Source organism: Streptomyces sp. NPDC051452 (assembly GCF_044454765.1).
GTDB lineage: Bacteria > Actinomycetota > Actinomycetes > Streptomycetales > Streptomycetaceae > Streptomyces.
In genome coordinates, this window is record NZ_JBITEB010000017.1 from 121,446 (window position 1) to 133,885 (window position 12,440).

Consider the following 12,440-nt stretch of genomic DNA (forward strand, 5'->3'; position numbering starts at 1 on the left):
TTGCATTACGGTTCGTTTACCGAGCGTTGATCCATCCCGCCACGACACGCCGTGACCCACGGCCGCGAGCGAGCCCCCGCCCATCGAGGCGGGTCCATCCAGTCCGCGACCGCGCCGCCCCGGAGGAGACGGGAACATGCCCTCAGCCTGCGCACCCCCTCACGCCCAACACCCCGACGTCCCGCACCGCCCCGCACCTGGGCGCCCCCGCCGCTTGCGGGTCGAGGGCGCCGACGTGTCGGCGGCCGTCGCGGTCTTCCTGATCGCCCTGCCGCTGTCCCTGGGCATCGCCCTCGCCACCGGCGCCCCGCTCCAGGCCGGCCTCGTCGCCGCCGCGGTGGGGGGAGTCGTCGTCGGCCGGCTCGGCGGCTGCCCGTTGCAGGTCAGCGGCCCCGCCGCCGGCCTCACCGTGGTCACCGCCGATCTGATCCACCACTACGGCTGGCGGGCCACCTGCGGCATCACCGTCCTCGCCGGCATCGCCCAGCTCGGCCTCGGCTGTCTGCGGGTGGCCCGTGGCGCGCTCGCGGTGAGCCCGGCCGTGGTGCACGGCATGCTCGCCGGGATCGGCATCACCATCGCCGTCGCCCAGCTCCACATCGTCCTCGGCGGCAGACCGGACAGTTCCGTCCTCGCCAACCTGCTCGCGCTGCCCGCCCAGTTGGCTCGACTGCACCCGACCGCGGTGTCCGTGAGCGCCCTCACCCTCGCCCTGCTGCTGACCTGGCCACGCCTGCCAGGCCGCTTCGGCAGGGGGCTGCGCAAGGTGCCGGCCGCTCTCGTCGCCGTCACCGGGGCCACCGTGACCGCCACCCTCACCGGGCTGACCCTGCCCAGGGTCGATCTGCCGTCCTGGCGCAGTCACGCGCTGGCCGGACTGCCCGAGGGTCCGGTGCTCGGCGTCGTGGCGGCGGTGCTCACCACCACCCTGGTGTGCAGCGTGCAGTCACTGCTCGGCGCGGTGGCCGTGGACAAGCTGCTGGCCTCACGCCCGGGCCCGCAGTCCCGCGTCGGCCGCTCCGACCTGAACCGCGAATTGCTGGGTCAGGGCGCCGCCAACATCGTCTCCGGGGCACTCCTGCCCGTGGCCGGGGTGGCCGTGCGCAGCACCGCGAATGTCAACTCGGGTGCCGTGAGCCGGAACTCCACGATGCTGCACGGCGTTCTCGTAGTAGTCGCCGCGCTGCTGATGGTCCCGATCCTGGAGGCGGTCCCGCTCGCCTCGCTCGCCGCCCTGGTGATGGCCGTCGGCATCCAGATGGTGTCCCTGCACCACATCCGCTCGGTGACCCGCCACCGCGAAGTGCCGGTCTACGCCGTGACCACCCTCGGCGTGGTGTTCCTCGGTGTCCTGGAGGGCGTGCTCCTCGGGGTCGCCGTGGCGGTCGCCGTCGCCCTGCACCGCCTCACCCGCACCCGCGTCACCCATACACGGACGGAAGGAGTCCATCACGTACGAATCCGAGGCCAACTGACGTTCCTCGCGGTTCCCCGGCTCAGCCGGGTCCTGCATCTCGTACCCCAAGGCGCCGACGTCGTCGTGGAGTTGGACGGCTCGTTCATGGACCACGCGGCGTACGAGTCACTGCAGGACTGGCGCGGCGCCCACACCGCGCGGGGCGGCACGGTCGAGCTGTCGGGCCGGCGTGGCGTCATCCGGATCGCCGAGCCGCCCCCGTCCGCCGAGTGCCGGTGCCGGCCCTGGACGCCCTGGCGCAACCACCAGGCCTGCTTCTCGGACGCTTCCGCCACCCCCGTCGGCCAGGCAGCGGTGCGGGAACTGGCGCGCGGGATCAGCTCGTTCCAGCGGAACACCGCACCGCTGGTGCGCGAGGAGCTGGCCAGGCTCGCCCGGGAGGGCCAGCAGCCCTCGCAGCTCTTCCTCACCTGCGCCGACTCCCGGCTCGTCACATCGATGATCACCGCCAGCGGCCCCGGGGACCTGTTCGTCGTCCGCAACGTCGGCAACCTGGTGCCGCCGCCGGGCGAAGACCATGGCGACGACTCGGTGGCGGCCGCCATCGAGTATGCGGTGGACGTGCTGGGGGTGCGCTCGATCACGGTGTGCGGGCACTCCCGCTGCGGGGCGATGCAGGCACTGCTGACTGCGGAGGGCACGGGGAACGTGGGGGGCGGTTCGGGCGCGCGGAGCGGGAAGGGCGCGCAGAGCGGGACCGACATGGGGAGCGGGACCGACGTGAGAAGCGGGACGGGCGCGCGGACTGAGGAGGGGAGGGAGAGCGAGGAGGGGACAGAGAGCGAGGAGGGCGCGGGCGGTGGGGGCAGTCGGGAAGGGGGCGGTCGGGAGGGGGACACCCCGCTACGGCGGTGGCTGCGGCACGGGCTGCCGAGCCTCGCGCGGCTGACGGGGGACCCGGACACCCGGCCCCGGCTGGCCGGGCGGGCGGCCGCGGACGCGGTGGAGCAGCTGTGCCTGACCAACGTGGTCCAGCAGCTGGACCATCTGCGGGCGCACGCCTCCGTCGCCAGGGCGGTGGCCCGGGGCGAACTGGAGCTGCACGGAATGTACTTCCACGTCGGCGAGGCACAGGCGTACCTGCTCACGGGAACGGAAGGAGACACGGTCTTCGAGGGCGTCGGCGAAGGCGTCACCGAAGACGCCGGCGAGGGTGGCGGCGAAGACACCGGTGAGAGGGTCGGTGACGGCATCGGCGAGGATATGCGGGATGCGGGCGAGGTGGTCCCGGTGCTGGTTGAACAGCCACCTCACGCAAAGGTCTAAACCAATTTTCCCGCCGACCCTTGTCATCGGCCCCCCGCGTCTGATGAGCTGTGGCTTGGGACACAACGGACACCCTTGGAAAGGGAGATGTCGTGAGCAACGAAAGCCTGGCCAACCTGCTCAAGGAAGAACGCAGGTTCGCGCCGCCCGCCGACCTGGCCGCGCATGCCAATGTCACCGCGGAGGCGTACGAACAGGCCAAGGCTGACAGGCTCGGCTTCTGGGCCGCGCAGGCCCGCCGGCTGACCTGGGCCAAGACGCCGACCGAGACGCTGGACTGGTCGAATCCGCCGTTCGCCAAGTGGTTCAAGGACGGCGAGCTGAACGTCGCGTACAACTGCGTGGACCGGCATGTGGAGGCCGGCCACGGGGACCGCGTCGCCATCCATTTCGAGGGCGAGCCCGGCGACAGCCGCTCGATCACCTACGCGGAGCTGAAGGACGAGGTCTCCCAGGCCGCCAACGCCCTGCTGGAGCTGGGGGTCCGCAAGGGCGACCGGGTCGCCATCTACATGCCGATGATCCCGGAGACCGCGATCGCGATGCTGGCCTCGGCCCGGATCGGCGCGGCGCACTCGGTCGTCTTCGGCGGCTTCTCCTCGGACGCGCTCGCGACGCGCGTCCAGGACGCCGACGCCAAGGTCGTCATCACCGCCGACGGCGGCTACCGGCGCGGCAAGCCGTCCGCGCTCAAGCCCGCCGTGGACGAGGCGGTCGACAAGGCGGGCATCGTCGAGCACGTGCTCGTGGTGCGTCGCACCGGGCAGGACGTGGCGTGGAACGACGAACGCGACGTCTGGTGGCACGAGCTGGTCGGACGGCAGTCCACCGAGCACACCCCGGAGGCGTTCGAGGCGGAGCACCCGCTGTTCATCCTCTACACCTCGGGCACCACGGGTAAGCCGAAGGGCATCCTGCACACCTCCGGTGGTTACCTCACCCAGGCGGCGTACACGCACTGGGCGGTGTTCGACCTGAAGCCGGAGACCGACGTGTACTGGTGCACGGCCGACGTCGGCTGGGTCACCGGGCACTCGTACATCGTCTACGGGCCGCTGGCCAACGGCGCGACGCAGGTCATGTACGAGGGCACGCCCGACACCCCGCACCAGGGCCGGTTCTGGGAGATCGTGCAGAAGTACGGCGTCACGATCCTCTACACCGCGCCGACCGCGATCCGGACGTTCATGAAGTGGGGAGACGACATCCCCGCCAAGTTCGACCTGGGCAGCCTGCGGGTGCTGGGGTCGGTGGGCGAGCCCATCAACCCCGAGGCGTGGGTCTGGTACCGCAAGCACATCGGCGCCGACCGCACCCCCGTCGTGGACACCTGGTGGCAGACCGAGACCGGCGCGATGATGATCTCTCCGCTGCCGGGCGTCACCGAGGCCAAGCCCGGCTCGGCTCAGCGTCCGCTGCCCGGCATCAGCGCGACCGTCGTGGACGACGAGGCGCGCGAGGTGCCCGACGGCGGCGGTGGCTATCTGGTGCTGACCGAGCCGTGGCCGTCGATGCTGCGCACGATCTGGGGCGACGACCAGCGGTTCATCGACACCTACTGGTCCCGCTTCCCGGGCAAGTACTTCGCCGGTGACGGCGCGAAGAAGGACGACGACGGGGACATCTGGCTGCTGGGCCGGGTGGACGACGTGATGCTCGTGTCCGGGCACAACATCTCCACCACCGAGGTGGAGTCGGCGCTGGTCTCCCACCCGTCGGTGGCCGAGGCGGCCGTCGTCGGTGCCGCCGACGAGACCACCGGCCAGGCGATCGTCGCCTTCGTCATCCTGCGCGGCACGGCGTCGGAGACCGAGGCGCTCGTCGGTGAGCTGCGCGACCACGTCGGCGCCACGCTCGGCCCGATCGCCAAGCCCAAGCGGATCCTGCCGGTGGCGGAGCTGCCCAAGACCCGCTCCGGCAAGATCATGCGCCGGCTGCTGCGGGACGTGGCCGAGAACCGCCAGCTCGGTGACGTCACCACGCTGACGGACTCCACCGTCATGGACCTCATCCAGACCAAGCTCCCGGCGGCGCCGAGCGAGGACTGACCCGCACGGCCGCACCACAGGGACACCGCGAGGGGCACCAGGACGACGCGCCGGGTGCCCCTCGCGCGTCTACCGTGAGGATCACCGGTTCCGGCCGCCCCCTGTCGGGTAAAGTAATAAAAGCGTCAAGGACGCGACAAGATCCACAGGGGCGCCGGGAAGTCTGGTCGGCATGTGAGCCGTCCTGCCCAGCCACCGGAGGTCCCGCCGTGCCCGCGCCCCGTATCCCCTCGTCGCCGCGCAGGGTCCTCGGACGTCTGTCCCTGCCGGAGCGGACGTTCGTCACGGACGCGCTGCGCACCGAGACCGTCGGTGGCGTCCTGCTGCTCCTCGCCGCCGTCGCGGCGCTGGTCTGGGCGAACATCCCCGCCCTGGCGCACAGCTACGAGACGGTCGGCCACCTGCGCTTCGGCCCCGGCGCGCTCGGCCTCGACCTGTCCGTCGCCCACTGGGCCGCCGACGGGCTGCTCGCCGTGTTCTTCTTCGTCGCCGGCATCGAGCTCAAGCGCGAACTGGTCGCCGGAGACCTGCGCGACCCGAAGGCCGCCGCGCTGCCCGTGGTGGCCGCGCTGTGCGGTATGGCCGTACCGGCGCTCGTCTACACCCTGACCAGCCTTCTCGGGCACGGCTCCGCCCGGGGCTGGGCGGTGCCCACCGCCACCGACATCGCCTTCGCGCTCGCCGTCCTGGCGGTCATCGGCACATCGCTGCCCAGCGCGCTGCGCGCCTTCCTGCTCACCCTCGCGGTCGTCGACGACCTCTTCGCGATCCTGATCATCGCGATCTTCTTCACCGACCGGCTGGACTTCGCCGCGCTAGGCGGAGCCGTCGTGGGCCTGCTGGTCTTCTGGCTGCTGCTGCGCAAGGGCGTGCGCGGCTGGTACGTGTACGTGCCGCTCGCCCTGGTGATCTGGGCGCTGATGTACAACAGCGGCGTGCACGCCACGATCGCCGGCGTGGCGATGGGCCTGATGCTGCGCTGCACCGCCCGGGAGGGCGAGGACCACTCGCCGGGCGAGCACATCGAGCATCTGGTGCGGCCCCTGTCGGCCGGGCTCGCCGTGCCGCTGTTCGCCCTGTTCAGCGCCGGGGTGTCGGTGACCGGCGGGGCGCTCGGGGACGTCTTCACCAGGCCGGAGACGCTCGGTGTGGTCATCGGCCTGGTCGTCGGCAAGACGCTCGGCATCTTCGGCGGCACCTGGCTGACCGCCCGCTTCACCCGCGCCTCGCTCAGCGACGACCTCGCCTGGGCTGACGTCTTCGCGGTGGCCTCCCTCGCCGGGATCGGCTTCACGGTCTCGCTGCTCATCGGCGAACTGGCCTTCGCCGGCGACGCCGTCCTCACCGACGAGGTGAAGGCGGCGGTGCTCACCGGATCGCTGATCGCGGCGGTGTGCGCGACGGTGCTGCTGAAGATACGCAACGCCCGCTACCGCAGGCTCTGGGAGGACGAGGAGCGCGACGAGGACCTCGACGGCATCCCGGACGTCTACGAGCAGGACGACCCGGCCTATCACCTGCGCATGGCCGCGATGCATGAGCGCAAGGCCGCCGAACACCGGCGGATCGCGGCCGAGCGGGCCGCCGAGCGGGCGGCGGAGGCGCGCCACGGGCTTCAGGAAGTACCGGGCGGGGCAGGCGAGGAGGGCGACCGTCCGGCATGATCTGACGAGACGGTACAAATCAAGACGGCCGTGCGACCCGGGCGCCCGCACCCGAGGCCACCGGGCAGGACGGCCACGAACACGGCCACCGGGCTCTACGGCGACACGCCGGCCGCCCGGGCACGACGGCCACCCGGCACGGCACACTTGCGGCACAAGAGACCTCAGAGGGAGAACCGCGATGAGCGCACCCGACGGCAGCCCGGTCGGCGCCGAACGCAGCATCGGCCAGCTGTTCGCCTCGGCGACGACCGATTTGTCGGCGCTGGTGCACGACGAGATCGCGCTGGCCAAGGCCCAGCTCAAGCAGGACGTGAAGCGCGGCGCGACCAGCGGCGGCGCCTTCTCGGTGGCGGGCGCGGTCCTGTTGTTCTCCCTGCCCATGCTCAACTTCGCCCTGGCGTACGCGATCCGGACCTGGAGCGGCTGGAACCTGGCGGTCTGCTTCCTGCTGTCGTTCGCGGCCAACGTGCTGGTCGCCGGCCTCCTCGCGCTCATCGGCGTGATGTTCGCGAAGAAGGCCAAGAAGGGCCAGGGCCCGCAGAAGGTGGCCGCGTCCATGAAGGAGTCGGCGAGCGTCCTGCAGAACGCCAAGCCCCACCCGCGCCCGGAGCTGCCCGAGGACCGGGCACCCGCGGCCATCGAGGCGGTGGCACACTCGCGGTCCGAGGTTGTGGCACGCTCGTCGTCATGACCGACCCCGCCCCCTCGGCCGTACGCATCGAACTGCCCCACGGGCAGCAGGTGACGCACCGGGACGTCGCCGCGAACGGCGCCCGCTTCCACATCGCCGAACTCGGCGACGGCCCCCTCGTGCTGCTGCTGCACGGCTTCCCCCAGTTCTGGTGGACCTGGCGGCACCAGCTCGTCGCGCTCGCGGACGCGGGCTACCGAGCGGTGGCGATGGACCTGCGGGGCGTCGGCGGCAGCGACCGCACGCCCCGCGGGTACGACCCCGCGGGCCTCGCCCTGGACGTCACCGGCGTGATCCGCTCGCTCGGCGAGCCGGACGCCGCGCTGGTCGGCCACGACCTGGGCGGCTATCTGGCCTGGACGGCCGCCGCGATGCGGCCCAAGCTGGTCCGGCGCCTGGCGGTGGTGTCGATGCCTCATCCGCGGCGCTGGCGCGCGGCGATGCTGCGCGACGCGCGGCAGACGGCCGCCAACTCCTACATCTGGGGCTTTCAGCGGCCGTGGCTGCCGGAGCGTCAACTCACCGCGGACGACGGTGCTCTGGTGGGCCGTCTGATCCGGGACTGGTCCGGACCGCGAGCGCCCGAGGACGAGGCCGTGGAGACGTACCGGCGGGCGATGTGCATCCCCTCCACGGCGCACTGCGCGATCGAGCCGTACCGCTGGCTGGTGCGCTCGCTGGCCCGCCCGGACGGCATCCAGTTCTACCGCCGGATGAAGCGGCCGGTGCGGGTGCCCACACTGCATCTGCACGGCTCGCTGGACCCGGTGAGCCGCACGCGCAGCGCGGCGGGTTCGGGCGAGTACGTCGAAGCGCCCTACCGCTGGCGGCTGTTCGACGGTCTCGGGCACTTCCCGCACGAGGAGGACCCGGCGGCGTTCTCCACCGAACTGGTCAACTGGCTGAAGGACCCCGAGCCCGACCGGTGACCGTTCTGTGAGCAATTGGATGCGCCAGGTATCCGAATCATGAACAGTTGTCCTTCGAACGGCCACATGCCTGCCGCATAGGCCAATTGGGGCGCGCCCAGGCGGTTATGGACCTTGGGGCGGGGGCACACGTCCGGGTATGGGCTGGACGCACGACTACAGTGACGCACCCCGCAACCGGCGCTCGACCACCGGTCTGAGCACGCCTCAGCGAGGTACTCCGCAACTGGCGGAAGGAGACCTCAGGGTGGGGATTCCGCGTATCCTGCGCCGTCGGGCCCGCTGGGTCTCGGTACGGCTGCGTCACCCGCGCGGCTGAACCGTCCGCCCGGGCCTCACAGCGCGCAGCTGTCGGTGCCCACCTCTTCGTTCGCCGTGCGACCCCGGTCGATGTCCGGGCGGATCTCGTCCGCCGTCAGGGCGTAGCCGGTGTCCGCGTCGTCGAGGGACTTGGCGAAGACCACGCCGTACACCTGGCCTTCGGGTGTGAGCAGCGGGCCGCCGGAGTTGCCCTGGCGGACGGTCGCGTACAGCGAGTAGACGTCACGGCGGACGGTGCCGCGATGGTAGATGTCCGGGCCGTTGGCCGTGATGCGCCCGCGCAGCCGGGCGGCACGCACGTCGTACGAGCCGTTCTCCGGGAAGCCCGCGACGATCGCGCCGTCCCCGCCGGCGGCGTCCCGGCCGCTGAACCGCAGGGCGCTCGCCTTCAGGTCCGGTACGTCGAGGACGGCGATGTCCCGCTTCCAGTCGTACAGGACGACCTTGGCGTCGTATTTGCGGCCCTCGCCGCCTATCTGCACGGTCGGCGCGTCGACGCCGCCCACGACGTGGGCGTTGGTCATCACCCGGCGGTCGGCGAAGACGAATCCTGTGCCCTCCAGGACCTTCCCGCAGCTCGGGGCGGTCCCGGTGACCTTGACGATGGAGCGCTCGGCCCGGGCGGGCACCGCACCGCGCGCCAGGGCCGGGTCGGGCGGCCGGACGTCCTTGATCGGCTCGTTGGCGAAGGGGCTGAAGACCTGCGGGAAGCCGTTCTGCGCGAGGACGGAGGAGAAGTCCGCGAACCAGGTGTCGGCCTGCGTCGGCAGCGTCCGCGAGACGCCGAGGAGGACCTTGGAGTCGCGGACCTCCCTGCCGAGCGTCGGCAGCGTCGTACCGGCCAGGGCGGAGCCGATCAGCCAGGCGACGAGCAGCATCGCCACGACGTTGACCAGCGCGCCGCCGGTGGCGTCCAGGGCGCGGGCCGGGGACCAGGTGATGTGCCGGCGGAGCTTGTTGCCCAGATGCGTGGTCAGGGCCTGGCCGACCGAGGCGCAGAGGATGACGGCGACCACGGCCACGACGGCCGCGGTGGTGCCGACCCGCGCCTTGTCGCTCACGGCGTCCCAGGCGACGGGCAGCGTGTACACGGCGACGAGGCCGCCGCCCAGGAACCCGATCACCGACAGGATGCCGACGACGAAGCCCTGGCGGTAGCCCACGACCGCGAACCACACGGCCGCGACCAGCAACAGGATGTCCAGCACGTTCACCGCTTCAGGCCTCGCCTACTCACTCCGCTCCCAGCAGCTCGGCCGGGGGTCCGGGATGGGCCCCGGGGGATACAGCACGGGGTTCACCCTGTCATGCGCGCCAGTCGAGCGGGACCTGTTGTTCCCGGTCCCAGGGGCGCTCCCAGCCGGCGTAGTGCAGCAGGCGGTCGATCACTCCGGCCGTGAAGCCCCAGACCAGGGCCGATTCGACCAGGAATGCCGGACCCCGGTGGCCGCGGGGGTGCACGGCGGTGGCGCGGTTGGCGGGGTCAGTGAGATCCGCCACGGGGACAGTGAAGACACGCGCGGTCTCGTTCGGGTCGACGACGCCGACCGGGCTGGGCTCGCGCCACCAGCCGAGCACCGGCGTGACGACGAAGCCGCTGACCGGGATGTAGAGGGCGGGGAGCACGCCGAAGAGCTGTACGCCGGACGGATCGAGGCCGGTCTCCTCCTGGGCCTCGCGCAGCGCCGCCCGCAGCCGGCCGTCGCCCTGCGGATCGCCGTCCTCGGGGTCGAGCGCGCCGCCCGGGAAGGAGGGCTGTCCCGCGTGCGAGCGCAGCGAGCCGGCCCGTTCCATCAGCAGCAGCTCGGGACCGCGCTCGCCCTCGCCGAACAGGATCAGCACGGCGGACTTGCGGCCCGAGCCGTTCTCCGGCGGCAGGAAACGGCTGAGCTGGAAAGGCTTGACCGTCTCGGCGGCGCGCACGACCGGGTCCAGCCAGTCCGGCAGCCCCTCGGTGCTGAGCGTCACCGCGCCGCGGTGCGTCTCGCTGGCCCTCGTCATCTCCACCCCCGTCGCTGTGCCTGTCCAACGCCCGACGTCCCCGGGATCGTTCCCGTCACGCGGCCCCCAGCGGGGGCGCCGGCCTGCCGCCGGCGTCGAGGTAGGCCTGCGGAGGGTTGAGGCGCTGTCCGGGGAAGCCGCCCTTCTCGTACTTCAGCAACTTCCTCGCCTTCTCCGGGTCGGTCTCGCCCTCGCCGTAGGCCGGGCAGAGCGGGGCGATGGGGCAGGCGCCGCAGGCGGGCTTGCGGGCGTGGCAGATGCGCCGGCCGTGCCAGATCACGTGGTGGGACAGATCGGTCCACTCGCTCTTCGGGAACAGCGCTCCGACGGCGGCCTCGATCTTGTCCGGGTCGCTCTCCTCGGTCCATCGCCAGCGCCGCACCAGCCGCTGGAAGTGGGTGTCCACTGTGATCCCGGGCCGGCCGAAGGCGTTGCCGAGCACGACGAAGGCGGTCTTGCGGCCGACGCCGGGCAGCTTGACCAGGTCCTCCAGCCTGCCCGGCACCTCGCCGCCGAACTCCTCGGTGAGCGCCTTGGACAGCCCTATGACCGAGCGGGTCTTGGCCCGGAAGAAGCCGCAGGGGCGCAGGATCTCCTCGACCTCCTCCGGATTGGCCGCCGCGAGGTCCTCGGGAGTCGGGTACTTGGCGAACAGCGCCGGGGTGGTCTGGTTGACCCGCAGGTCGGTCGTCTGGGCCGACAGCACGGTGGCGACCAGCAGCTGGAAGGGGTTCTCGAAGTCGAGTTCGGGATGGGCGTACGGATACACCTCGGCGAGTTCGCGGTTGATCTTGCGGGCCCGTCGCACGAGCGCCGTCCGGGTCTCCGGCTTCCAGGGCTTCACGGCCTCGGTCACCGCCGTCGCCGCCTTGCGCGCCTTGCTCACTGCCATGCACGAAGGCTACGCCGACGGAACGGGCGCCGGTGGTGGATCACCACGAGGACCGGTCCTTCGGGCGACGGGGGCCCGGCACCCGCCGCGACGACAGCTGCCGTCGGTCCGATTCATCCGATTCATCACATCTTTCGGACGCTGTTCGCCCACAGCGGAATCTTCGGATACAACCGGTCCGGCAACTCCGTACGGCCCGCTATGCCTTGCTGTCACCGGCCACTTGGGCCCCCGGTCGGCCCGCGGACGGGTGGCCGGAGCCTCCTCGGACCGGTGGGCGCGGTCCCCGATTGGACCCCTGCCGCTTACCTCGGGACACCTGTGCGGCATCCTTGTGACAGATCACACTGTTTGGACCGCCCGGCAAAACGGGGAACACGGTCCCCTGGCACGTGGGGGCAAGATCCCCTGAGCAGGTCGACAAGGAGAGAACTCGTGGACGACGTTCTGCGGCGCAACCCGCTCTTCGCGGCTCTCGACGACGAGCAGGCCGCGGAGCTGCGCGCCTCCATGAGTGAGGTGACGCTCGCACGCGGCGACTCCCTGTTTCACGAGGGCGACCCCGGTGACCGGCTCTACGTCGTCACCGAAGGCAAGGTCAAGCTCCACCGCACCTCCCCCGACGGCCGCGAGAACATGCTCGCCGTCGTCGGTCCCAGCGAGCTGATCGGCGAGCTGTCGCTGTTCGACCCGGGACCGCGCACCGCGACCGCGACCGCGCTGACCGAGGTCAAGATGCTCGGTCTCGGCCACGGCGACCTCCAGCCCTGGCTGAACGTCCGCCCCGAGGTGGCCGGCGCCCTGCTGCGCGCCGTCGCCCGTCGGCTGCGCAAGACCAACGACGCCATGTCCGACCTGGTCTTCTCCGACGTCCCCGGTCGCGTGGCACGCGCCCTGCTGGACCTCTCGCGCCGCTTCGGCGTGCAGTCCGAGGAGGGCATCCACGTCGTCCACGACCTCACCCAGGAGGAGCTGGCCCAGCTGGTCGGCGCCTCCCGCGAGACCGTGAACAAGGCGCTCGCGGACTTCGCCCAGCGCGGCTGGCTGCGCCTGGAGGCGCGGGCCGTGATCCTGCTCGACGTCGAGCGCCTGGCCAAGCGGTCCCGCTGACGCCGGCTACGGCCTCCGCGGTCCGCCGACGCCGGTCG

10 protein-coding genes are annotated in these 12,440 nt (G+C 71.7%); 7 read left to right on the forward strand and 3 right to left on the reverse strand.

The window, feature by feature from the left end; genetic code table 11:
* The first annotated feature begins 136 nt into the window (after positions 1-136).
* The 6 genes from ACIBA9_RS31080 to ACIBA9_RS31105 all read left to right on the forward strand — a co-directional run bounded on the left by ACIBA9_RS31080 (position 137) and on the right by ACIBA9_RS31105 (position 8,397).
* Positions 137-2,743 (forward strand): bifunctional SulP family inorganic anion transporter/carbonic anhydrase, encoded by a 2,607-nt coding sequence (locus tag ACIBA9_RS31080; protein ID WP_399368222.1) that lies wholly within the window; start codon positions 137-139, stop codon positions 2,741-2,743.
* 92 nt (positions 2,744-2,835) lie between these two features.
* Positions 2,836-4,791: an acetate--CoA ligase gene (gene acs, locus ACIBA9_RS31085; protein WP_399368224.1), complete on the forward strand. Its 1,956-nt coding sequence runs from the start codon at positions 2,836-2,838 to the stop codon at positions 4,789-4,791.
* Positions 4,792-5,000: 209 nt separating this feature from the next.
* Positions 5,001-6,455: a Na+/H+ antiporter NhaA gene (gene nhaA / locus ACIBA9_RS31090; RefSeq protein WP_399368226.1), complete on the forward strand. Its 1,455-nt coding sequence runs from the start codon at positions 5,001-5,003 to the stop codon at positions 6,453-6,455.
* Between the two features lie 181 nt (positions 6,456-6,636).
* Entirely contained in the window at positions 6,637-7,149 is a 513-nt protein-coding gene (locus ACIBA9_RS31095) for a phage holin family protein (protein WP_399368228.1), read from the forward strand.
* Positions 7,146-8,078, forward strand: a complete 933-nt coding sequence (locus ACIBA9_RS31100) for an alpha/beta hydrolase (RefSeq protein WP_362150153.1) — start codon at positions 7,146-7,148, stop codon at positions 8,076-8,078. The genes ACIBA9_RS31095 and ACIBA9_RS31100 overlap by 4 nt, the downstream gene beginning before the upstream one ends.
* Positions 8,079-8,217: 139 nt before the next feature.
* Positions 8,218-8,397 carry a hypothetical protein gene (locus ACIBA9_RS31105; protein WP_399368230.1) on the forward strand — a complete coding sequence of 60 codons (180 nt, stop codon included), beginning with the start codon at positions 8,218-8,220 and terminating at the stop codon, positions 8,395-8,397.
* A 16-nt stretch (positions 8,398-8,413) separates the two neighbouring features.
* On the opposite strand, the gene ACIBA9_RS31110 is transcribed toward ACIBA9_RS31105, so the two are convergent.
* The 3 genes from ACIBA9_RS31110 to nth form a co-directional block, all read right to left on the reverse strand.
* Complete coding sequence (locus tag ACIBA9_RS31110; RefSeq protein ID WP_399368232.1) at positions 8,414-9,613, reverse strand: MarP family serine protease; 1,200 nt, start codon at positions 9,611-9,613, stop codon at positions 8,414-8,416.
* A gap of 91 nt (positions 9,614-9,704) precedes the next feature.
* Positions 9,705-10,400, reverse strand: coding sequence for an NUDIX hydrolase (locus ACIBA9_RS31115; RefSeq protein WP_399368234.1), 696 nt, complete (start codon positions 10,398-10,400; stop codon positions 9,705-9,707).
* Between the two features lie 55 nt (positions 10,401-10,455).
* Complete coding sequence (gene nth / locus ACIBA9_RS31120) at positions 10,456-11,292, reverse strand: endonuclease III (protein WP_399368236.1); 837 nt, start codon at positions 11,290-11,292, stop codon at positions 10,456-10,458.
* Between the two features lie 435 nt (positions 11,293-11,727).
* Between nth and ACIBA9_RS31125 the strand changes: the two genes are divergently transcribed.
* Entirely contained in the window at positions 11,728-12,402 is a 675-nt protein-coding gene (locus ACIBA9_RS31125; RefSeq protein ID WP_353601515.1) for a Crp/Fnr family transcriptional regulator, read from the forward strand.
* Positions 12,403-12,440: the final 38 nt, after the last annotated feature.